Source organism: Spirochaetia bacterium 38H-sp (genome assembly GCA_039023545.1).
In the GTDB taxonomy this organism is placed as follows: Bacteria; Spirochaetota; Spirochaetia; order Winmispirales; family Winmispiraceae; genus Rarispira; species Rarispira pelagica.
In genome coordinates, this window is record JBCHKQ010000001.1 from 460592 (window position 1) to 483848 (window position 23257).

Genomic DNA, 23257 nt, shown 5'->3' on the forward strand with positions numbered 1-23257 from the left:
CATACGGAGAAAAGATGGCAAAAATAATCTATAAAGATGAACACTGTATAATAGCAAACAAAGAAGCTGGCGAGCTTGTTATGGACACTGGAGACAAAACAGCAGGACTTGTAAAGGAACTACAGAAGGAAGGAGGAAACATATATCCTGTAAACAGGCTGGATAGACCTACTAGCGGGCTCATTATCTTTGCAAGACACAAAAAAGCAGCCTCCCTGTTATCTGCACAGTTTGCCCAAAGAGCAGTCTGCAAACTTTACTGGGCAATCCCCGACAGCCCTCCACCTCTTCCTAAAGATATGCTGGAGAACTATATACTAGAAAACAAAAAGCTCAATAAATCCTATATACTGGACAAAAAAAAGAAAGGAGCAGAATATGCAAAAATGGCCTATCAAGTTATAGGATCGGGGAAAAAATATGTCTTTACAGTTATCAGACTTTTTACTGGAAGACACCATCAGATAAGGGCACAGCTTGCAGCACAAAACTCACCCGTAAAAGGCGATATAAAATACGGTTCCAGAAGAACTACGAGCTTTGGAGGCATCTATCTTCATTCGGCATTTCTCAGTTTTCTCCATCCTATTACAGGTAAGAAGGTAGGTGTTTTTTCGCTGCCCCACGATGACGTCTTATGGAATGAGTTTAAAAAACAGGATTGGACTTTTCTGCAAAAATCCGTTTACGGTTTTTGGGAAGAAGGAGAAGACTATCAAGAACTGTTTTATCAGGCACGAAAAAATCCCGAGAAATTAGTCTCAATCCAGTTCTGATATTTCTTTTCCCAGGAAATTCTGAACAAAGTGTAAAAAACTATGAGAATCTCTTGGCTTGCTAAATATATATCCCTGGATATTATTGCAACCCTCTTCCAGAAGAAAATTGAGCTGTCTTGGAGTTTCCACACCCTCTGCTATTGTTTTGAGGGAGAGCTCATTTGCAAGAGAAATGATTGACTTGATTATTGCCCTATCATATTGATTGTTCTCCATATCCTTTATAAAAGACCTGTCTATCTTGAGCACAGAAAAAGGAAAAGTCTTTATATAGTTGAGAGAAGAATACCCTGTACCAAAATCATCAAGCGAAAAATGTATTCCCATTTGTCTTATTTCTTTCATTTTTTTTATGGATGATATAGGATCTGCCATTACCACATTTTCTGTTATCTCAAGAGTGATATGCTCGGTATCTATATTCCTGCTCTCAGCTATTTTTTCTATGGTTTGTTTTATATCCGTATTATTAAACTGAACAGGCGATAAATTGATAGATATACTCGGTTTTGCAAGGCCTAGTTTTTTCCATTCATTGAGAGTATCTGCTGCGGCATATAAAACCCATGTCCCAAGAAGAGATATTATGCCGGTTTCCTCTGCAATTGGTATAAACTGTCCGGGCAGTAACAATCCCTTTTCTGGATGATGCCATCTTATGAGAGCCTCTGCATCTATGTGATTGATTATCCACTTTCCCCTATGGTTCTTTCTCAGCTCTATTATAGGCTGAAAAAAAAGCTCAAACTGTTTTTTTATCTCCAGTATTGCTTGTGATTCCAACGACTTTAACAAAAACTGATGAATGTCCATTCTTTCTACAACTTTTTTTCTCATCTCTTCCGTATATATTGAGAACTGTGATTTTGTTTCTATACAATGCTCAAGAGCGATATCTGCATTATGCAGAAGAGTGCGGGAATTAAAACTATGATCAGGATATATCGCTATACCTATATGAGCTCCTGTTGCTATGTGATAACCAGAAAATATGTGAGGCCTTTTTATATGCTCGGATAGTTGCAAGGCGAAATCTTTTATTTTATCGGGATTATCCTGTCCCCTAACAATGGCTATAAACTCATCTTCTCTTGTATGATAGATATAATTGTCTTTTCCTATGAGATGTCCTATTCTCATCCCTGTTTGGTACAGTATCCATTCTGACATAGTGGGTTTAAGAGTTTTGGACAGCATGTTAAAGGATTTATCAAGCTTTATTATGTATACGCAGAGTTTCTCTTCTTCTTTTGCCTTTCTAAGAATAAATGGCATTTCTTGTTTCATTCTATAGTGATTGGGCAGGCCTGTTATTGGATTGAGAGATATTCTATCTTCTGTACGTCTTTTTTCTTTTTTGTGAGTTTCCAAAAGCTCTTTAAGCTTCTGGTTTTGTGCCATAAGAAAGCCTACTTTTTTTTCCAGAAGAGCATTTTTATTCCTCAGACCGGATATTTCTTCTTTTATATCATCCGGAATATCCTGTCTCTCTGTGATATTGAGAGCTATTTTTTCTTTTATCTTGTTGCTCGTATTTATAGGCTCATTTTCTGCCACTGCCCAAATCTCCGCCAAACTCCTTATAAAGGAGACTAGGCTGAATCCCCGTATTGTGCTGGTATTTACCACTCTTATAGGGATCATAGTCTCCTTCTATAGTATGATAGTATATCTGGCAGATTTCAACACCTGGATAAATTTTTATTGGCTGTACGCAAAAAATCTCCAATGTCCAATATCCGCAGAATCCCACATCACCAAATCCTGCTGTTACATGAATAAATAGTCCTAGCCTTCCTATAGAAGAACGGCCTTCCAGCATGGGAACCAAATTTTTTGTCTCTGTATATTCCATGGTTCTTCCCAGATATAGCTTACCTGTTTCAAGAAGAAGGCCATCATCTGGTATAATTATGCGCTCTGTGGGATTATTTTTGCGCATATCCAGCTTGTTATCGGAATAAACAAGAAGTTCGTTATGAAGGCGTAGGTTATAGCTGTTGGGATTGAGCTGTTTTTCCAAAAACGGATCTATTATTATATCCGTTCCCAGTCTTTTTTTTATTTCTTTTCCTGATAGTATCATAATTGGTTCATTCTACATTGATATTATCTAAATCTCAAGTATACAATCTTTTATTTTGCCTTAGAGAATAACATATAAAATCTATGTTGATCTTGCCGGCTTGTGTGCACGGATTTTTCCCGGAGTCGTGATTGGCATAAGGATTAATAAAGATACTGGTATATTCTGCAGCATCTTTTTCTATCAGCTGATATGCCGACGGGATTATAAAATCATGAGCTTCTGCTGGGATATTTATTTCTTTTATACCGTTTTTATATCTTTTCTCTGCAAGCTTTTCTTTATCCGACATAGGCTCTCTGTAAGGAATAAAGAGTTCTTTGTATCCTATACCTGCCCTTTCTATTCCTGAGCTTAGTTTCATCCCCATTATACGGGTATGCCTTAGAAAATACTTATATAGAGGGTGCAATATTCTTATAAGGCTGTTCTTTGATTCCAGTAGAGAAAAAATAAGCTCGTCCATGGAGTTGTTGCAGCTTATTATGGAAGTCATAGGTATATCCTGTTTTGTACTGTTTACCAAAGAAAGGCTGCTATAACAATCCGCAAACCTTGCAGGCGACAGATCAAAAAAAGCGGTATCAGGATTGTTTTCCAGTCCCGACAGCCATCTATTAAGGCTACTTACAAGGCCATAAACAGGTTTTAAATCCCTATTTTTTTTGCTGTCTTCCATAAGAGCACTCAGAAAAGCTTGTACATCTTTAAAATCTATATTTTCTTGCAGATATTTTATGGTAGCAGGAATTCTGGACGGGGTTAATGTTGCAAGAGAATATATGATGCTTATAAGCTTATCTGTTATTCTTTCTTTGTTTGTAGGGTCTGCTACAGGAGAGCCGTAATGAGGAGTGGATATTGTTATAAGTCCACTTATGAGCCTTTTCTTATATATCCTTTTATCCGCAAAGGCAAGATAACGTGCAACCAGTCCTCCCTGACTGTAGCCTATGAGTATGTTTATTGTGTCTTTATCACTCTGTTCTTCTATTAATCTATAATAACCTTTCCCCTCAGGAGTCAGCATTTTGACATCTCTGTTTTGTTTCCAAAACTCATGGGGGGCGCTTGTTTTATACACGTTAAGATACTGTTTTTTTATGTTGTTAAGAAGTGTTTTTACTTCTTCATCTGTCCCAGATGGCGGGGTTATAAGGTCGTAACCCAGACATTTTACAGGTATGGGGACAAAGTATTCTTGATCGGGCATAAGGTTTTGGGTTGTATGGTTTTTTGCTTTTCTTGTTGCTATCTCAGAATTAGGAAATACAGAAAGAAGTTTTTTCCTGGAATCTTCTTTGGAGAAAAGCTGCACGCTTGCGTTTATCAACCAGAACTTGTATTTCTTCATATACTACCTTTTATAATTTTATAAAAAATATTGAACAAGAGGTTCTAGTAGAAATCTTTGCCAGTTTGTTTTTTCTTCTTGCAGAAGATTATCTGGTATGTTTATGGCTTTTATTGTCAATTTTGTTTTTTTGCCCCATGGGTTTACAAGTATTTCTATCTCCGAGTCTCTCATCTGTGGTTGATAATCCGATGTTCTCCATGTATGTTTTATATAAGAGGGTTCTTCTATTTCTATAATTATACCCTGCCCGTATCCGTTCCATACTGCTATTATCCCTTGTGTCCATGGCTGTATCTCTGCCTCGCATCCTGTTACTTCTGCATAGTCCGTACCTGTTGTAAGTACCTTAAAGACCTTGTGAGTCGGAGCAGGAACTATTGCCTCTAGTATAAATGATTCCACCTCTCCTCCTGTTATAGTGGAATATGTATATAAAAGGCTATGCCGTTATCTGCTCCGCTCTATACTATAAGCATATAAAAAGATAAAACATGGTCAAGCAAATAAGGTATATCACAGCAGAAAATTTAAAAGCTCTTTTAGGTTCTTTATAATAAGATATTCTTCTGTTTTGTTTTTTTCTTCATACAGAGGGTTATACCAGCATGCATCCATACCTGCCATGAGTGCACCTTTTATATCTGCAGTAAGATTGTCTCCTACCATAAGGCTTTCTCGGGAGATGACCTTTGCAATAGAAAGTGCCATGCGAAATATTCTCTCATCGGGTTTTGCGCAACCGGCTTCCTCGGATGTTATAACAGCATCAAAGTAGGCATAAAGTCCGGATGCTCTTAGTCTTCCTTCCTGTGTTTTTGCAAGTCCGTTGGTGAGGAGTATAAGTTTGTATTTGCCATGCAAAGCCCTTATTGTTTCTTCTGCTCCGCTAATGAGGAAGCCGGTTTTCTTAAGGTGCTCAAGATAGGTTTTGCTCAACTCGAGGGCTTCTTTTTCAGAAAGGCCTGGGAATGTTTTTGTAAAACGTTCTATCTTTAACCTTTCTATTTTGATATTGCCCTGTTCCAGACGGTCCCACAGGCTTTTGTTTATTTTTCTATATGTTTCTATTGTCTTGCCGGAAAAAGCAAGATTGTGTTCTAAGAATGTATTTTTGAGAGCCCATTCTTCTGCTCTGTTATAATCAAACAATGTGCCATCCGCGTCAAAGCAGATGAGCCGGTATTTTTTACCTGGCATCAAAGAATTCCACTTGTTTTTTTGCGGCTCTTGCCTGTTCTCTTGCCAGCCAGGATTCGTAAGAAAATATAGGACTGGTTGCTTTATCCAGCATGTCTATTACGTCCTCGGGTAAGTCAGAATCTTCTATCTCTATATCTTTTTCAAACTGTTCTATTGTTCTTGCGCCTATTATTACAGAGCTTATTTCTGAGCGGGAAAGGTTCCATCCTATTGCAAGTTTATACGGTGGTATTCCGCTTTTTTCCGATATCTCAAGTACTCTGTCTGCTATTTTCTTGCCTCTCTCGTGCCAGAATCTCACTCCGTCAGTTTTTTCCCTATAGGAAAAACGGGTTCCTTCTACCGGCTTCTCCATACCTTTGTATTTTCCAGTAAGCATTCCTCCTGCGAGTGGGCTATATGCAAACAGTCCCGTGCCAAAAGCCTTGGCCGCAGGGAAGAGTTCTTCTTCTGGTCCTCTGTGTATTAGATTATAGAGATACTGTCCCGCAGATATGGATATGTACCCGTTTTTTTCTGCCATGACACATAGCCTTGTATATTCCCATACTGGAAAATTGCTAACTCCGGCGTATCTTATTTTTCCCTGTTTGTATAGAAAATCCAGGGCATGGAACATCTCCTCCGGTGGAACGGTAGGATCCGGAAGATGAAGATAAAATAAATCAAGATAGTCTGTGCCAAGTCTCTTGAGACTTTTATTGCATGCATCTATGAGATGTGCTCTGGATAATCCCTGATGATTGGGATCCTGTGATACGGGAAAACCAGCCTTGGATGCAAGTATGATTTTATCCCTCTGTGCGTTTTTTAAGAATTTTCCCACTATTATCTCGGATAGACCGCCGGCATATACGTCTGCTACGTCTATACAGTTTCCGCCTGCATCCAGGTATCTGGAGATTATTCTCATGGAAGTTTTCTCGTCACAGCCCCAGTTGCTGGCACCAAATGTCATAGTCCCTAGAGTAAGTCTGGATACTCTTAACCCTGTCTTACCAAGAAGCCTGTATTTCATATATTCCTCCTAATTTCTTTTTCTCTCCGCAAGAAGCAGAATAGTCTTTAGCTCTGTTGTGTTTTTTGCCTCAAGCCAGTCATTGGTAAATATATCCGTTTGCACAATCTGTGCTATAGCCATAAGGGCTCTCAGGTGCATATCTCTCTTATCTTTGGAGCCGGCAAGACAGAATGCTGTGTATACGGTCTGATTATTTTCCCACTTGATGCCTTCTTTGTTTCTTATGATAAATATGTCAAAGAAGTTTTTTCCTTCTATAACTATATGAGGTATTGCATGTGGTACTGCTATGCCTGGGAATATGATAGTAGATGCCTGCTGTTCTCTGGCAAAGAGCTTTTCTCTTGCCTTTTCTTTTTCTATGGGAAGCCTTTCTGATATTGCCTCTGCAAATATATCAAATATTTCCTGAATATCGGATGGTCTGTCCATATCCAGTATCCATGCGTTCTTTATAAGTCTGTCTATCTCATCTTCTTTTATATCTTGTCTTTCCAGAAGTATTGTGAGGAGTTCTTCTTCCAGATCGTTTCCTGCAATCTCTTGATTTGTGATATTAGCTAGCATGTGCAAAAAGGCGGATTTTTTTCCTGCTTGATTTCTTGCATATACCACATACCATATAAGACAAAGCACTATAACCACTGCGGATATCGCCATAGTAAGAGAACCCATATCTATTATGAGGATTATGTAAACTACCACGCTCAGTGCCTGCAATATAGGGAAAAACGGACTTTTGAAGGTTGGTCTGTAGTTGGCAAGCCCCGAGTATCTCATAACGATTACAGAGAGATTTGTCAGTATATAGGTCAGAATCATAAAAAGCGATGCAACTTTGGCAAACTTTTCTATGGAGAGGCCTGCCACTATGGATATGATTATGGCTGATGTGATTATTATGGAAAAAACAGGGGTTCCTGTCTTCTTACTGACCTTGCCAAAGATAGGCGGCAAAAGTCTGTCTCTGGACATGGACATGGGGTTCCTCGATGCTGTCATTATGCCCGCATTTGCAGTAGTTATAAAGGCAAGAAGAGCAGCCCCTGCTGTTACCCAGATTCCTGGCTTTCCTGCAAGATATCCTGCTGCTAGTGATATTGGTGTATAACTTGTAGAAAGCTCTCTGTGTGATAGTATGCCCTGTGTTACCAGTACTGCCAGCACGTATAGAATCAAAGTTATCACAAAGGATGCTATGATTCCTCTCACAAGGGTTTTCCCAGGATCTTTTACCTCCTCTGCTATGCTTGCGACTTTGGTGATGCCGCCGTAAGAAATAAAGACTGTTCCTGCTGCACCCAATATGTTTGCCCATTTACTTTTTGGTGCTTTTGTAAAGTAAGAAAAATCCATGGCTCTGTAGCCTATAAGTATGTACGCACTTATAATAAGGAGAAGGACTGCCACCATGATAACCTGTGCTTTTCCCGATGACTCAGTGCTGATTATATTTAGAAAAGTAAAGAAAACACAGGCTCCTATTGCTATCAGTTTTATCTGTGTCTCTCCGAGCTCTGGGAATATAAGGGTTGCAAAGGTTCCTATACCTATGAGAGCAAAACCGGATTTAAGGCTTATGGCTAGCCAGTTGGTTATGCCAGCTATTATTCCTGCAGGAGTGCCCAGTATTCTTTCTACGGTTACGTAGTTTCCTCCTGCTCTAGGCATGGCTGTGGACAGCTCAAGTTGGGAGAATACGGCAGGCAAAAGCAGGATTCCTGCAATAAGATAGGATAGGCTTAGACCTGCTCCTGATTCCTGGTATATTATGCCGGGTAGGACAAAAAGTCCGGAACTTATCATAGCTCCGGTTGCAATGCTAAATACCTCAAGGGTTCCCAGTTCTTTCTTTAACATGATAGAATTATAAAACAGCTTTATTGGAAAAGAAAAGGGGGATAGGAAAAGTTGTATGCAGTTTGCCGGCGGTGGGACTCGAACCCACACGAGCTTGCGCCCAACAGATTTTGAGTCTGCCGCGTCTCCCAGTTCCGCCACGCCGGCTTTGTTCCATAGATTATATGCTTTTTATATGTCTGTCAATCTTTGCAATATGCGATTTTGAGCTGTTTTGTCTGTCTTTTGGTATGACAAATCCTGTTGTAACCTCTGTATTTTATTTTGTGGGTGTCCCCTGTGTATCCTCTATGCTGTCAAGCTGTAAGAGAATTTGTCTTGCCTGGTCTTCTGCCTGCTTTTTTATTTCTTCCAGTGGTATTATATCCTCATAATTGGCAAGTATAAACTTGCTTATTTCCCTGTACTGCTCTGCACTGAGCCTTATATCGGGAAAATCCTTATCCATTATATTTTCCTCTATACGGGCCTCAATAATCTCCGCTTTGCCAAGCTGTCCTTGCTGTGGTATGTCTTTGTATCCTGCCCTAATCAAAAGCTCTGTTATAAAAAAGTCTGTAGGGTTTTTATCAAAAGGTCTGCCAAGCCTATCCAGTTTGATATACACTCTGATATTCTTCTCCTCTTCCTTTGATAGCGGAATCTTTTCTGCTGCTTTTTTCATTATATTATGATATGTCTCTATGCCTCTGCCTGCAGGCAAAAAATCATGGGGAAATACAAGCTTGATTCTGTATTCTGCTGTTATAAGCTCTCTTAGCTTCCTTTCTTCTATAAGCTGGAGGGTCATTATTTGCTGAAATCTCTGCGGTCCCATATCATAGAACGCCGCAAAAACTGTCAGGATTATAAGCATAAGCAAAAACGGGATTAGCTTGAGAGTTTTCATCCTTTTATCCCCTGTCCTTGTATTATGACTATTATGTCTCTGTATCCCTGCTTTCTCAGCCAGTCCGACAGAATCTCTATTGCATTGTTCTCTGCCTTTTTCAGTATGCCGTCAGAGATTGCAGCCTGCTCAATTTTTGCCTTATTACTGCCTATCTTTTCTATTATTTCATTGAGATTGTATGCATTACGTCTGCCAAAATATTGGTCAATGCTTGTTTCTTCTGCGTCCAGAGTCGTAATTCTTGCGGAAGGTATTATAAGTTTGATTGCCAGAAGATTAATCCCGGTCCTTTCTGCTCTAATATCCTGCATGTCGATACCTGCTTTGACTTTATAATTGATGGAGAAGAGCAAAGGCGTATCGGTGTTAAAAATCCTTGCAAGGAGGTTGGGGTCTGTTATGTATACCATATCTCTGTATGTGTAGCTGTAGGTCTCCAGAACTGCGGTTCTTTTGAGCATATATTCTATTTGCTCGGGTGCAAGTCTAGGGATACAGCCTGTAAGTGAAGCCATTATCATAACGGATAGGACAAGAACACGTTTTTTTTTCATACGAATATTATAAACGGCTTTTTGTGTTTTTACATGTGCTTTTTCTCTGTGCTGTCTTTATAAAAAATATATTATACCGAACGCAGCCTATGCTGTGCATAGGCTGCTGCCTCCGGCGATAAGAGAAGCAAAAGTTTTTTGTCATATTTGTGCCGAAGGCAGGAGGGAGCGCAACCCTGCTCTCATTTTTTCTTTTTGGGTTGCGGTCCCGACGTTCGGTATAAACTTGGTTTTGTTGTGTTTCTGTGTCTGGATTGTTTTTGCCCTGCCATGTTAGTATAAAAAAAAATGTAGGGGAGTTTATATGCTGTGTATACCTGCAATTGATTTACTTGGCGGTCGTTGCGTAAGGCTAAGGCAGGGACGGTATGACGATGTTACTATTTATGATGATAATCCGCTATCAAGGGCGCTGTCTTTTGTGAGAGCTGGGGCAAAGCGGATTCATATTGTGGATTTGGATGCTGCGAGGGGGGAGCCTTCTGAGAAAAACCGGAGGGTAGCTGCGGAGATTGCAAGGGAGGCTGGCTGCGAGATTGAGCTTGGAGGGGGAATAAGAACAAGACGGGATGTTGAACTTCTTCTTGAGGCGGGGGTGGACTACTTGATCTTAGGTACCGTGCTTGTAAAGAATCCTTCTGAGGTTGAAGAGTGGGTTTCCGAGTACGGGAATTTTTTTATAGCTGGTATCGATGCGCGTGATGGATTGGTAAAGATAAGCGGCTGGGAAGAGGGGAGCAGCCTAAGTGATATTGAGCTTGCAAAGAAAGCAAAGACTATGGGGCTTTGCGGGGTGGTTCATACCAATATTGCGCGTGATGGCATGCTTACAGGTCCGGATATAGAGAGGAGCATTGTTGTAGCCGAGGCTTCCGGGCTTCCTGTTACTGTTTCCGGCGGGGTGTCTTGTATGCAAGATGTCCGTAGGGCATGGGATAGCCGGCACAGGGGACTTGGCGGTATAATACTGGGTAAAGCAGTGTATGATGGTAGGATAGACCTTACTGAGGTCTTTTCTGAGTTTCCTCAAGAGTAGTTTATGCTAGGCATGTGTTATTTTAGCAGGGAGAATTGTTATGGATAAAGATATAAAACCGGCGGTTTGTGTTGATAGTGATGGCAGGTTTGTATATGCTTGCTTTCAAAACGAGAAGGCAAAGAACAAGAGTCTGGAGCAGGGGGAATTGTGGGAGTATCTTCCCGAGGGGGGCAGGGTTCTTCCCGTGGAGGGGATACGCATAAAGAAGGTTTCCGAAAAACAAGGATGGATTGAGCTGCTTACGGATTCCGTAAAAGGGGATAGTTCAGGTGAAACTGTGCAGAAAGAGAAGATATCTGCTGCAGGGACTGTTCTCGAAAAGCTGGAACAGATTATAAAAAAGAGACGTCAGGAGATGCCAGAGGGTTCGTATACAAGCCATCTTTTTTCCAAGGGCGGAGAAAAGATAAGGAAGAAAACCGGAGAAGAAGCTGTGGAACTTATCCTTGCAGCCAAGAAAGAAGAGATAAGTTATGAGGCTGCAGATCTTATCTACCATCTTATAGTTCTTCTTGTCTGGGAGGATATTCCTTTGTCAGATGTGCTGTCTGAGCTTGAAAGCCGCTTTTAAAAGCTTATAATTAAGAATATGGCAAAGTGTAAAAAGGGATTTTTTATTCCTGTTTTTTTTGTTTTTTTGTTGGCTTTCTTTTTTGCAGGCTGCAAAGAGGATGATAAGGTTGTATATAAAATAGTTTTTCTCCTTCCTTTGGGAAGTCATGAACTTGCCAATCTTGCAAACGATATGAGGTACATTGCCGGAGAGTTCTATAAAAAGAAAGTAAAAGATAACCCTGTTCTTAAGGAAAAGGGTGTTTCTGTAGAATTTGAGTATATAGATACGATGGCGGATGCTGCTTTAACAGTGGATAGGATGAGGGCTTTTATTATACATAACCCTGATATTCTTGCTTTTATGGGTCCTGTGCTATCACGCACTGCAATACCTGCGGGTTCGATTGCTCAACAGGTTGGTATCCCCATGATATCCTCGATGGCAACTCATCCTTCTGTCACAAAAAATAGAGGATACGTTTTCGCCATGTTACCTGATAATCTGCTACAGGTGCGTGCGCTTGTTAGGTTTGTAAGAGAAAATCTTGGTGTGCATAATGCTGCGGTTGTATATGATCCCAAAGATGATTATAGCAGAGATATGGCTGATTATTTTAAGAGAATTTTCCCCGCAACAGGCGGAAAAATCAGCGGTTTTTTTGCTGATAGTGTATTGGATAGTAATGTTGTTTCTTCTATAAAATCTCAGGGCGTAGAGGTTGTATTTGCCCCTCTCTTTGGCAATAACCTTTTATCCGTATATAATATTCTTAAAAATAGCGGGTTTGGCGGTACTATGATTGGAGGAGATAGCTGGGACAGTGTGGATGAGTCTGTTTCCAATGTTGTGGATGGGTATTTCTCTTTTTTTTGGGACGGTGCTTTTTATGAGAGCGAGTCCGCAGACTTTTTTATAAATCTCTCCGAGACCAAGCCTGAGCTAAAGAATGGGTTTTATAATACTGTTTTTTGCGACAGCCTGTTTTTTCTGCTCGAAGGGCTTGAGAATATGGATATTCCATCTCCCAAGAATCTAAGGGATGTTCTGTCAAGTTATATAGGTGGAAATATCAGAAAGTTTGCTGGGATTCTTGGTGACTACAGAATGGATAAGGTAGGGAAAATAACGGGTAAGATATACATATACAAAAGGATGGGAGGTAAAGACCAGCTGGTTGTAGAAATAGACCCTTTGGAGTAGTACTTGAAACAGGAGCTTTTTAAAAAAACAGACCGCTTTTTTAAGAGAACCCGACTCTGGGTTGCCTCAATAATTATTATAGCTAACATCCTGGCTTTATGGCTTCTTGTCTTCTATGCAAGATATTATATGGCTCTCAATATGCAGCGTGCTATACGTGTTGCAGAGGCAGAGGCAACAGAGCTTGTTGTCCAAGGTCACTACGAAGCAAAAATGCTGGTTTCTATTCCCGGTATGAGAGATATTCTATCTTCCTCGGATAATGATGTTATTTCTACTGCATTAGAGAGTATTGTCTCTGACTCCGGAGTATTTTCTTCTGCTGTGTTGATTACCAAAGCAGGAATCAGCCTTTTTTCTACGGATGAGAGGTTCCATAAGGCTGCTTTATGGAGAGAGCCTTATTATAAGCATATTGCTGTAAAAAAAACTGGTGAACTTTTTACTTATGGTGTTTATTTTTCTCCTGTCTTTTTTGAGCCTGCTTGTGTCTATATCTATATAGTACCCAACTCGGATAGGGCTCTTGTCTTCTATCTGGATATGACTGAGTTTAGAAAACGGGCACTTTATGGTTATAACTCTGCTTTTAATGTGGATATCTTTTTTACGGATCTTCTGGGGTATCCTTTTTTATCAGAGGATTTTGACGAGAATTCTGCTGGTTATGAGAAATTCCTGGTTTCAAGGGGTTACGGGATTGGCTCTTACACGGATAAAAAAGGTATAAGCTGGTTTTTTTCTTTTAAATGGCTGGATGATATCTCCATGTTTGTTATAACGCGAGTAAAAAAGGTGGATTTTTTATCCATGTTGTGGCCTCTTGCAGGTTCTTTGTGGTTTTTTTCTGTACTTGTTTTTATAGGCTATAGTGTATGGAACAGCAGAATATATTTGCATCTTGTTTTGCCTCTCAGGAAGCTTGTTATAACATCTTCTGTTATTGCAGAGAAAAAAGGCGATAACAGCTATGAAGATGAGATATCGTTTATAGATGCTGCTGTCAGAAAGGGGCTTATAGAAAGAGCTGGTGCTATCTCTTTTCCTATACCGCTTGTTTTTATTGTAATGGAGGCTTCTGGTAAGGTGCTCAAAAAGGGTGGGCAGCTTGCTTCCTATTTTATAAACCTTGAGGAGGGGGATTCTTTTCCGTCTCAGGTTGCGGAGCCTTCTGCCTTTGAAAACGATGTGGCAGTTCTCAAGGGAGGGCAAAAGCAGGTTGTTGTTTCTTATTCTGTTTTTTCCGATAATGGAACTCAGCCTGTAGAGGGGGTTATGGTTATGCTGCCTGATAGCAACAGGCTGCTTCTTCTTCTTACTGTTTCCAGAGATTTTGTAAGTGATGAGTTAAACAAGATGTATCTTTTGGAGACTATGGGTAATGTCCTAGGCTCTGTTGCTGATTCTTTTTCCAATATTCTTACGGGTATCAAGGGTAATCTGGATTTGTTGATAAGGGACAAAGAGCTTTCTTCGATTGATAATAACAGGGTTGATGCCATCTTGTCCGAGCTTGCCCGTGCTGGAAAGATAAGCCGACAGCTTCTTGCTTTTTCCAATGGCATGTCTTTTAGACCGGAGAATGTTGTTCTAAGCTCTATTCTTTCGTCTGCTCTTTCTTCTCTATCGGATGAGAGAAGAAAGAGGGTGGATGTCATCTCCGATCCTTCCATAGAGTTGAAGCTTGATGAGACACTTTTTTCTCATGCTCTTTGTAATGTTTTTGATTTTATTTTTGCCCGGCTTTCTTCTTCGCGTGTTGAGGTCAGAATTTTTATGTCAGGCAACAGGCCTGTTTATGGTGCGCCTGAGGGTGATTATATCTGTATAAGTATTTTTGCTCGCTCTCTTTTTATATCCGAAGAAGAGGTGAGATGGATTTTTAAGCCTTATGAAAAGACTGGTTTTTCTGTTGAGCTCCTTGGTATGCCCGTTGCCTATCAGATTCTAAAGCGTCATAAGGGTTATATGCTTTTTAATTCTCATCTTGATGGTACCAGTATAGACATGTTTATTCCGGAGTAGGAAGAGGCTGCCATATTGACAGCCTCTTGTTTTTATTATAGTGCCTGTGTTATCAGGTTTCCCATCTCTTCTGTGCCTACCTTTTTGCAGCCTTCACTGTGGATGTCTGCTGTTCTGTATCCTTCTGTAAGTACTTTGTCAACTGCTTTAAATATTCTGTTGCCTGCTTCTTCCTGCCCGAGGCCGTAAATGAGCATCATGGCAGCGGAGAGTATTTGTGCTATGGGGTTTGCTATTCCTTTTCCTGCTATGTCAGGTGCAGAACCTCCCGCAGGTTCGAAGAGTCCAAATATTGCACCGTTGTCTGTGGTTTTTTCTCCCAGGCTTGCACTTGGCAGCATTCCTAGTGATCCTGTTATCATGGCGGCTTCGTCTGATAGTATGTCGCCAAACATGTTGCCGCAGAGAAGCACGTCAAATTGTCCGGGGTTTTTTACGAGCTGCATTGCTGCGTTATCAACATACATGTGGCTCAGTTCTATATCTGGATATTGTTTTGCAATTTCTGTTACTGTTTCTCTCCAGAATACCATTGTGCTGAGTACGTTGGCTTTGTCTACAGAGCAGACTTTTTTGTTTCTTTTTTCTGCAGCTTTAAATGCGCTGTGTGCGATTCTCTCTATCTGTTCTCTGGTGTAAAGCATGGTGTCAAAACCGCGGTCTTTTTCTTTTCCTTTGGGTTGACCGAAGTATATGCCGCCTGTCAGTTCTCTTACTATGAGTATGTCAAATCCTTTGCCTATTATCTCTGCTTTTAGCGGGGATGCGTCTGCAAGCTGAGGAAAGACTATCGCAGGTCTCAGGTTGGAAAAAAGGTCAAACATTTTTCTGAGAGGAAGCAGTGCTCCTCTTTCTGGTTGTTTTTCTGGAGGGAGGTTTTCCCACTTGGGGCCGCCTACAGAACCAAAGAGTATTGCATCCGCTTTTTTGCAGAGTTCTATTGTGCTGTCAGGTAGAGGGGTGTCGTGTTTGTCTATTGCACATCCTCCCACGTCTGCTTCTTCTGTTTCTAGTGAGAAGTCGTAAATTGTTTGTAGTTTCTCCAGCACTTTTAATGCTTGCTTCATCACTTCTGGGCCTATCCCGTCTCCAGGTAGTACTGCTATCTTGTATGTTTTTGCCATTGTTGCCTCCGTGTTTTTTTATGTGTCGAGGATAGCATATTAACGGGGGCTTGTTAATGTGCTTTTTTATGCTGATGTGTTGTTTTGTATGCCGCAGGCAGGGCTTGCCGCAGCTCTTTGTATGTTTTGCTTTTTTTTGCTGCGGCTAAGCCCGTTCGGTATGTGGTCTTTTTCTTATGGGGTTTTCAAAGGGGCAGGGGATGTAGATCGCATGCATGCCTTCCTGGTTGTTTATTTGCCAGAGGAGTGAGATTTCCTGGGGGGTGCATGAGCAGATGAGTTTTATTTCTGCTTCTTTTTTGCGGGTGTCGGTTGTGCAGAGTATGCCGTTGAGTGTGATGTCCTCAGTGCTGCCAAGCCAGATGTCAACTTCCGCGCCGTCGCTGCCTCCTGTGCCGGCAAGGTATCCGTAATCCAGGGGATAGGTAAAGTCCGGGTAGTCTGGGTGTATGAAGCCTCGAGGTCTGTCTATGATAATGTCAGATCTTTTTAAAAGTTCTTGCAAATCTTCCCAGAAATAGGGATTGTTTTGCCTCTCAGGGCTAGTCAAGTTTTTCATATCATTGTATCCTATAGGTATAAATTGTATACAAAAGGCTTTTAAATAGTTTTTTATTAAGCCTTTTGAAAGTCTGACAAGGAGTTGTTTATGGATAAAAAGGCACTGGAAAAGATTGCTCTTTCCGTGAGGAGTCTTTCTATGGATGCCGTGCAGGCTGCAAAGTCGGGACATCCGGGGCTTCCTATGGGAGCTGCTGAGATTGGTGCGGTGCTTTTTGGCAGTGTACTCAATATAGATCCTTCTGCACCAGGTTGGATTAACAGGGACCGTTTTGTGCTTTCTGCGGGGCATGGTTCCATGTGGCTCTATTCTCTCCTCTTTCTTGCAGGATACAAGCTTAGCTTGGATGATATCAAGGGGTTTAGGCAGCTTGGGTCTTTGACACCGGGGCATCCTGAGTACGGGCATACAGATGGTGTGGAGACTACTACAGGGCCTCTTGGACAGGGCTTTGCTAATGCTGTTGGTATGGCTATAGCTTCTGAGCATCTTGCTGCGAGGTTTAATACCGACAAGCATAAGATTATAGATAACTATACTTATGCTCTCGCTGGTGATGGTTGTCTCATGGAAGGGGTTTCTTCTGAGGCTGCGTCTCTTGCGGGTCATCTGGGGCTTGGAAGGCTGATTGTTATTTATGATTCCAATAATATTACGATTGAAGGTAAAACAGAGCTTGCTTTTACAGAGGATGTTGCAGCCCGCTTTTCTGCTTATGGTTGGCATGTACTTGAGGGAGATGGACATTCTATAGATGAAATTGCTTCTCTTATAGACAAGGCCAAGTCTGTTTCTGATAAGCCTAGTCTTGTTATTCTCAGGACTACCATAGGTAAGGGCGCTCCCAACAAACAGGGTACTAGTGAGGTTCACGGTGCTCCCCTAGGAGAAGAAGAACTTGCACTTGCAAAGAAGGCTCTTGGTATTCCTGAAGGAGAAAGCTTCTATGTTGCACCAGAGGCTGTTGCTTATTTTGAGAAGAAACGTGAGGAATGGCAGAAAAAAAGACAGGACTGGGAGAGACTTTTTGCAGAATGGGCAAAGGAAAATCCTGATAAAAAGGCAGAATGGGAAAAGTTTTTTTCCGAGCCTGATATAGATAAGATAGATTTTCCTTCTTATGGTCCTGGGGATAAGCTTGCCACAAGACAGGCAAGCGGCAAGGCTCTACAGGCTATAGCTGCTTCTATACCCAACTTGATTGGTGGCTCTGCTGATCTTGCTCCGTCCAATAATACTGCAATGCCCGGATATGGCGATTTTTCTGCAGTAGACAGAAGTGGACGTACTATACACTACGGAGTGAGGGAACATGCTATGGGCGCTATTGCCAATGGTATTGCTCTCTATGGTGGGCTTAAGACCTTTTGTGCAACCTTCCTCGTGTTTGCTGATTATATGAGACCGAGCATAAGGCTTGCCGCCCTCATGGGGCTTCCTGTTATATATGTTTTTACCCATGATTCCATCTTTGTAGGTGAGGACGGACCGACACATCAGCCCATAGAGCACATAGAATCCCTAAGAATAATTCCTAACCTGATTGTTTTGAGACCTGCCGATGCAGAAGAGACCAACCTTGCATGGGAACTTGCACTGTCCTCTAAGAATCGACCATGTGTGCTTGCTCTCACAAGGCAGGGGTTGCCTGTTATTGAGAAACCTGTAGGTTGGAAGGATGCTGCAAAAAAAGGAGCATACACCGTACTCGATGCGGACAACCCAGAAGTTGTTGTGCTTGCCACGGGCTCAGAAGTCTCTCTTGCCCTAGAAGCTGCAAAAAAGAGTACAAAAAAGGTCAGGGTTGTATCCGTGCTTTCCCGTGAGCTAATGCTTGAACAGGGACAATCCTTCTTTGCCAGTCTTGTGCCCTCTGGAGCAAAGGTCGTTACAGTAGAAGCAGGAGTTACATCCGGCTGGCAGGCTTTCTCTGTAGGTTGCGGCAGTTCTGTTGGACTTGACAGGTTTGGGCTATCCGGACCCGGAGCAAAAGTTGCAGAAGCCATGGGACTTACAGTGGATACAGTTCTTAATGCCATAGAAAAATAAAACCTATACCTAACGCCGTACCGCATACGCGGCACGGCGTTTATATAAAGACTTTTTAAAAAAGTTTGCAAAACTATTTTAAATGTGCTATAATCATAAGAAAGAAAGAAAGCATAAGGAGAACCTATGGCCTATTTACTGGGATTTGATGTGGGAAGCTCATCCGTAAAGGCTTCTCTTATTGATGCTGAAACAGGAAGGCGGATAGCTTCTGCCACCTCTCCTGAGACAGAGCTGGATATAAAAGCTGTTAAGCCAGGCTGGGCAGAGCAAGATCCCAACACATGGTGGGAGCACGTAAAGCTTTCTTCTGCAAGAATTGCAAAAGAGCATGCAAAGAGGATGAAAGAAGTTTCTGCGATAGGGATATCTTATCAGATGCACGGACTTGTTATTGTTGACAAGACAGGAAAAACACTCAGAGATTCCATAATCTGGTGCGACAGCAGAGCTGTCTCATATGGAGAAAAAGCCTTCAAAGATCTTGGAGAGGAATTCTGCCTTAGAGAATTCTTAAACTCTCCCGGTAATTTCACAGCTTCCAAGCTTGCATGGGTTAAAGAAAACGAACCTGATGTCTTTAAAAACATATACAGGATAATGCTTCCAGGCGATTATATTGCCTACAAGATGACGGGGAGGATAGTTACAACCCCTTCTGGCCTTAGTGAGGGCATACTATGGAATGCCAAAGAGAACAGGGTTGCGACAGAAATACTTGATTATTACGGTATACCGGAGGATTTTATACCCGAGATTGTTCCCAGTTTTGCCGTGCAGGGAGAACTTACAAAAGAAGCTGCAGAGCTTTTATCTGTTCCTACTGGAATTCCCGTTTCCTACAGAGCTGGTGACCAACCCAACAATGCTTTTTCTCTTGCTGTACTCAATCCTGGCGAGATAGCAGCTACGGCAGGAACATCCGGAGTAGTGTATGGAGTGATCGACAGCCCTGCTTATGACAAACGGTCCAGAGTAAATACCTTTGTACATGTCAATCACTCTGAGAACTCCAGACGTTACGGGGTACTCATGTGTCTCAACGGTACCGGAATACTCAACAGATGGCTCAAGCAGAATACTGCGGACAACCGGTATGGCAACATTGATTACCAAGAACTCAATAACCTTGCACAATCCGTAGAACCTGGAAGCCATGGGCTTAAAGTGTATCCATATGGGAATGGAGCTGAGAGGACACTAGAAAACCGCAACCTTGGAGCAAGCATAGTTGGACTCAACTTTAACATACACAGCAGAGCTCACCTGTTGAGGGCAGGGCAGGAGGGAATAGCCTTTGCATTAGCTTATGGAATGGAAATAATGAAGGAGATGGGAATGCCCGTTGGAGTCGTAAGAGCAGGTGAAGCCAATATGTTTTTGAGTCCTGTTTTTAGAGAAGTTTTTTCCAATGTAAGCGATGCACGTATAGAACTCTTTTCTACGGACGGTTCTGAAGGTGCTGCCAGAGGAGCAGGAGTGGGAGCAGGGATTTACTCGGATTATAAACAGGCTTTTGTGGGTTTGGAAAAGAAAAAAGAAGAAGAACCTGATTATGCTCTAGCCAAGAGATATAAAGAGCTTTATGAAGAATGGAAAAAAACATTAGAGAATATGCTTTCTTGATTATAGAAAGACCTTCTCGGGGATTTTTGAGCCCGCCACAATGCGGGCTCAATCTTATTATTCTTCCGACTGATAGCTGATAACCACCCGTTCTCGGGTATCCCTATGTTGATACTTTATGTATAATGTTCTGTTTTCCGGAGTAAAATAAGCGCCCATAGGGTATTGCTCAAACAATCGAGTTGTTCTCCATGTAAGTTTGAGAATTTCCAGTCTTTTGTATTCTCGTACGCCATTTATAACCATGTGATGAATCCATCCGACAGGAAAATCAAACTCAAAGCTCTCTTCTTTGTCGGATATTTTTATATTTTCTATAGATACAAGGCTAAATATCCACCCCTTTATCTTACCGTCTTTAGCAATAATAGTTGTTCTTGGCAGTTTTGTCTCTGACTTTATAAGAGGATATATATCTTCTGGGAAAATAGTTCCCTCTTTTGTCCCTGTGTTGGGATTTAGCTTCTCGGGAATTTTGCCATATTCATCTGACATCTTTATGGATGATAGTATAAGATCTCTTGCTATTGATTTTAGATTTTCATCTCCTGTTTCTTCTGCTTCCTGTGTAAGAGCCGCACCGGTTGCTATACTTATCATCATATCAGCTTTACCTTCATTGTTTATAAAGAAAAGCCCCCTTTGCGTCAGCTTTATGCTTTTAAAGATATAATTGTCTATTATATCCTCTATTTTTGATACGTCTAAGAGAGAAAATTGCGACTGTTTTTGTTTTATAAGAAGTCTTACAAGAGAAGCAAATATTTTTGGGGAGATATTATCCTCAGATAAAGCATTTATGGCATCCTGGACTGCTTTTGCAAGATAAGGGCTTCCATCTATGATAAGCGTGTCAAATATATCATAAAAGGAGACTAGAGAGTCAAAATTTCCGTTTTTAAGGTCTCTTATGATATTTGCTCTGTTTTTGTTAAGTTTAGAATAAAATTCTTCTGTTCTGTACTGAAGATTTCCCGTGTATACGACAGGAAAAAATCCGCTTTTTTCCGGTTTTGAGTCTGCTATTTTTGACAGTGTTTCTTGTATATCGGGATACTGTTCTCTTTCTATGGATTCTGCGGCATATGCTATGATAGTTTCCGGTCTTAAGTCTTTTTCACCGTTGTATGACCAGAGCAAATTTTCTGTATCCAATCTGTTCTTAAAGCCCTGATAAGACTTGTCCATATAGTCTTTAAGGCCTGCTTTAAACTGTCTCTCTGTAATTTCTCTGCCTTGAGTTCTGTACCAGAATACAAAGACCGATTTACCACCGGAAGGGACTCCCAGTGTTATACTTGCTTTACCGGAAATGCCCGGAACTATCAGGAGCTTTTTTCCGGGTATATCTATTTTTGAGTTTCCGCTGAGGCTTAAAAAGAATTCGTCTTCTCCCTGAGGATTGAGAGCCAAAACAGGTATATCTGAGCTTCCTTCTATTTTTAAGCCTGATGCAGAAAAAGGAAAATCTATTCTGGAGAGATTAAGATTGGATGGAATGTTTAGCTCCAGAATAGTGTCTGTAGCACCTGTTCTGAGTTTTATCATTGCTCCTGCGTTGAGATTTATATAGAAAGATGAAGAATCTTCCTTGTATGATATGGGATACAAAGCCATCGGTTTTTCTTTTGTATCATAAGCTACGATAGGAAATTTCCTGGATATTTTAAAGCTAAGACCTTTATATAGTATGTTTATCTGATCAAGCTGTGCTGTTCCATCCTGTGACGGTATTTCTCTTATCTGTATTGCTAGTTGTCCTAGCTTGGTTGTTACCACCTTGCCGCCGGAAAATGAGACTATAGCTATAACAAGAAATAAAATAAGACAGGCAGGAGTAAAGAGTAACTTATACCAGTGTTTTTTTATTTCTATCATTGTTGGGCATTCTAGCAGTAGCTAGCTTGCCTTGTCAAATGATATCACAGCAGGTATATTTTTCTGATACCATCAGGAGGAATATTATGCGGTATATAAGACTTTTGGCTGTGCTTTTTTTGGCGGTATCGTTTTTTTCTTGTAAGACCACAGGACCTATAAAACAGGAATTTCCTCAAGAGGAAGAGACCTACCAGGCAATAAGCTATTATGTGGAGCTCGGAAAACCTGAAGAAGCAATTGCTGCTTATGAAAAAGCAAATCAGGAAAAACCAGATGATCCCGAGACAAGGCTTTTATATGTAAATCTTCTTCTCATGGCAGGAGATACCGATGAAGCCAAGGCCGAGATAGAATCCATACTTTCCGAGTATCCTGATTATATAGATGCATGGTATTCTCTTGCTTTGATAGAAAGTGCTTCCGGCAATATAGCTGAGCAGGAAAGATTTTTAAAAAAAGTTCTGGAGCTTAATCCGGAACATGCCGGTGCTCTTGCAGCCCTTGGTGAGTTATATCTCAGCAAAAAATCATATACAACTGCGGAAAAAAATCTAAAAAAAGCGCTCAACTTGGAACCGGATAATTTTGTTGCACTTGTGGGACTTGCCAATGTTTATCTTAGAACAAAAAGGCCTGCTGATGCGATAAGTATGCTTGATAAGGCAATAGAAAAAGATCCTTCTTACTCTTTTCCCTATGCCGATAGGGCTCGTGCTTATCAGATGCAGGATAATTATGAAGAATCCATAAAAGATATATCCAAAGCAATAGATTTGGATCCGGGATATGCCTGGCACTATTATGATAGAGCCAGGATATATATATCTTCCGGAGACGTAGAAGCTGCGCTGGATGATTTAAACAAATCCATAATGTTGGATAGTTCTAATTTTCTTGCTTATGTTTATCGAGCAAGGATCTATGATGGTAAGAATATGCCTGCTAAGGCAGCAGAAGATTATAAAAAAGCCCTCTCCCTAAAAGAGAGTTATTATTATGTATATCTGCCGTTTGCTGTGGATTTATATCTTACGGAGAATTATTCTGATGCAGCAGAATGGTTTAAAAAGACTATTGAAGTTTATTCGGAAGATTATGGACTTCCTCTTCTTGTTGCCACCTCATATAAAAAGGCAGGAAGAAAAGACGATGCCATAAAGTTTCTTAGTAGCTATATAAGAAATATCCCGAGAGATTCCATCTATTATTATCTAATGCGTTATTACATGGAAGGTAAAGGTGATGCTCTTGTTCTTAACAATCTAAAGATGGTGGATGATAAGACAGAAAAAACAAGAGTGTATTTCTATCTAGGTTTTATGGCAGAAGAAGAAGGACACCAGAGGCTTGCTCAGACTTATTATCAGCAAGTTGCAGATTATCTCCCTCTTAGAAATCTAGAGGGAAGATTGGCCCTTTTTGAACTGGAAAAATATAAAAAGTAGA

General features: G+C 40.9%; 20 protein-coding genes and 1 tRNA gene. 8 read left to right on the forward strand and 13 right to left on the reverse strand.

What is annotated here, in order from left to right; all coding sequences use genetic code 11:
- Positions 1-14: 14 nt before the first annotated feature.
- Entirely contained in the window at positions 15-776 is a 762-nt protein-coding gene (locus WKV44_02015) for an RluA family pseudouridine synthase (protein MEM5947311.1), read from the forward strand.
- On the opposite strand, the gene WKV44_02020 is transcribed toward WKV44_02015, so the two are convergent.
- From WKV44_02020 to WKV44_02065, 10 genes are all read right to left on the reverse strand, one after another.
- Positions 762-2354 carry a bifunctional diguanylate cyclase/phosphodiesterase gene (locus tag WKV44_02020; GenBank protein ID MEM5947312.1) on the reverse strand — a complete coding sequence of 531 codons (1593 nt, stop codon included), beginning with the start codon at positions 2352-2354 and terminating at the stop codon, positions 762-764. The genes WKV44_02015 and WKV44_02020 overlap by 15 nt on opposite strands.
- Entirely contained in the window at positions 2323-2865 is a 543-nt protein-coding gene (gene dcd / locus WKV44_02025) for a dCTP deaminase (protein MEM5947313.1), read from the reverse strand. The genes WKV44_02020 and dcd overlap by 32 nt, the downstream gene beginning before the upstream one ends.
- A gap of 34 nt (positions 2866-2899) precedes the next feature.
- Positions 2900-4219, reverse strand: coding sequence for a hypothetical protein (locus tag WKV44_02030; protein MEM5947314.1), 1320 nt, complete (start codon positions 4217-4219; stop codon positions 2900-2902).
- An 18-nt stretch (positions 4220-4237) separates the two neighbouring features.
- Positions 4238-4624, reverse strand: a complete 387-nt coding sequence (locus tag WKV44_02035) for an SRPBCC domain-containing protein (protein MEM5947315.1) — start codon at positions 4622-4624, stop codon at positions 4238-4240.
- A gap of 111 nt (positions 4625-4735) precedes the next feature.
- A complete protein-coding gene (locus tag WKV44_02040) occupies positions 4736-5419 on the reverse strand; it encodes a YjjG family noncanonical pyrimidine nucleotidase (protein MEM5947316.1) in 684 nt (227 codons plus the stop codon).
- Positions 5409-6440 carry an aldo/keto reductase gene (locus WKV44_02045; protein MEM5947317.1) on the reverse strand — a complete coding sequence of 344 codons (1032 nt, stop codon included), beginning with the start codon at positions 6438-6440 and terminating at the stop codon, positions 5409-5411. The genes WKV44_02040 and WKV44_02045 overlap by 11 nt, the downstream gene beginning before the upstream one ends.
- Positions 6441-6449: 9 nt before the next feature.
- A complete protein-coding gene (locus WKV44_02050; GenBank protein ID MEM5947318.1) occupies positions 6450-8303 on the reverse strand; it encodes an amino acid permease in 1854 nt (617 codons plus the stop codon).
- A 63-nt stretch (positions 8304-8366) separates the two neighbouring features.
- Positions 8367-8450, reverse strand: a tRNA-Leu gene (locus WKV44_02055).
- A 112-nt stretch (positions 8451-8562) separates the two neighbouring features.
- Complete coding sequence (locus WKV44_02060; protein MEM5947319.1) at positions 8563-9192, reverse strand: hypothetical protein; 630 nt, start codon at positions 9190-9192, stop codon at positions 8563-8565.
- The gene (locus WKV44_02065) at positions 9189-9749 is read right to left on the reverse strand and encodes a DUF4230 domain-containing protein (GenBank protein MEM5947320.1); all 561 of its coding nucleotides are present in this window, start codon (positions 9747-9749) and stop codon (positions 9189-9191) included. Before WKV44_02065 ends, WKV44_02060 begins: the two co-directional genes overlap by 4 nt.
- Positions 9750-10053: 304 nt before the next feature.
- Between WKV44_02065 and hisA the strand changes: the two genes are divergently transcribed.
- The 4 genes from hisA to WKV44_02085 are packed head-to-tail and all read left to right on the forward strand — an operon-like array spanning position 10054 to position 14569.
- Positions 10054-10785 (forward strand): 1-(5-phosphoribosyl)-5-[(5-phosphoribosylamino)methylideneamino]imidazole-4-carboxamide isomerase, encoded by a 732-nt coding sequence (hisA, locus tag WKV44_02070; protein MEM5947321.1) that lies wholly within the window; start codon positions 10054-10056, stop codon positions 10783-10785.
- A gap of 40 nt (positions 10786-10825) precedes the next feature.
- Positions 10826-11359 carry a phosphoribosyl-ATP diphosphatase gene (gene hisE / locus WKV44_02075; protein MEM5947322.1) on the forward strand — a complete coding sequence of 178 codons (534 nt, stop codon included), beginning with the start codon at positions 10826-10828 and terminating at the stop codon, positions 11357-11359.
- A gap of 18 nt (positions 11360-11377) precedes the next feature.
- Complete coding sequence (locus tag WKV44_02080) at positions 11378-12544, forward strand: ABC transporter substrate-binding protein (protein MEM5947323.1); 1167 nt, start codon at positions 11378-11380, stop codon at positions 12542-12544.
- 3 nt (positions 12545-12547) lie between these two features.
- The gene (locus WKV44_02085; protein ID MEM5947324.1) at positions 12548-14569 is read left to right on the forward strand and encodes a hypothetical protein; all 2022 of its coding nucleotides are present in this window, start codon (positions 12548-12550) and stop codon (positions 14567-14569) included.
- 35 nt (positions 14570-14604) lie between these two features.
- Here WKV44_02085 and leuB read toward each other — a convergent pair whose 3' ends face one another.
- Together leuB and WKV44_02095 are read right to left on the reverse strand one after the other, a co-directional pair.
- Positions 14605-15693 (reverse strand): 3-isopropylmalate dehydrogenase, encoded by a 1089-nt coding sequence (gene leuB / locus WKV44_02090; GenBank protein MEM5947325.1) that lies wholly within the window; start codon positions 15691-15693, stop codon positions 14605-14607.
- Between the two features lie 145 nt (positions 15694-15838).
- Positions 15839-16252: an inorganic pyrophosphatase gene (locus tag WKV44_02095; protein MEM5947326.1), complete on the reverse strand. Its 414-nt coding sequence runs from the start codon at positions 16250-16252 to the stop codon at positions 15839-15841.
- A gap of 90 nt (positions 16253-16342) precedes the next feature.
- On the opposite strand from WKV44_02095, the gene tkt reads away from it, so the two are divergent.
- Together tkt and WKV44_02105 are read left to right on the forward strand one after the other, a co-directional pair.
- Positions 16343-18304 carry a transketolase gene (tkt, locus tag WKV44_02100; GenBank protein MEM5947327.1) on the forward strand — a complete coding sequence of 654 codons (1962 nt, stop codon included), beginning with the start codon at positions 16343-16345 and terminating at the stop codon, positions 18302-18304.
- A 126-nt stretch (positions 18305-18430) separates the two neighbouring features.
- On the forward strand, positions 18431-19930 hold the full coding sequence (locus WKV44_02105) for an FGGY family carbohydrate kinase (protein MEM5947328.1): 1500 nt from the start codon (positions 18431-18433) through the stop codon (positions 19928-19930).
- Positions 19931-19987: 57 nt separating this feature from the next.
- Here the strand turns inward: WKV44_02105 and WKV44_02110 are convergent, their stop codons facing one another.
- The gene (locus tag WKV44_02110) at positions 19988-21808 is read right to left on the reverse strand and encodes a hypothetical protein (protein ID MEM5947329.1); all 1821 of its coding nucleotides are present in this window, start codon (positions 21806-21808) and stop codon (positions 19988-19990) included.
- Between the two features lie 86 nt (positions 21809-21894).
- Here WKV44_02110 and WKV44_02115 point away from each other — a divergent pair, with 86 nt between their 5' ends.
- Positions 21895-23256, forward strand: a complete 1362-nt coding sequence (locus WKV44_02115) for a tetratricopeptide repeat protein (protein MEM5947330.1) — start codon at positions 21895-21897, stop codon at positions 23254-23256.
- The last annotated feature ends 1 nt before the right edge of the window (position 23257 follow it).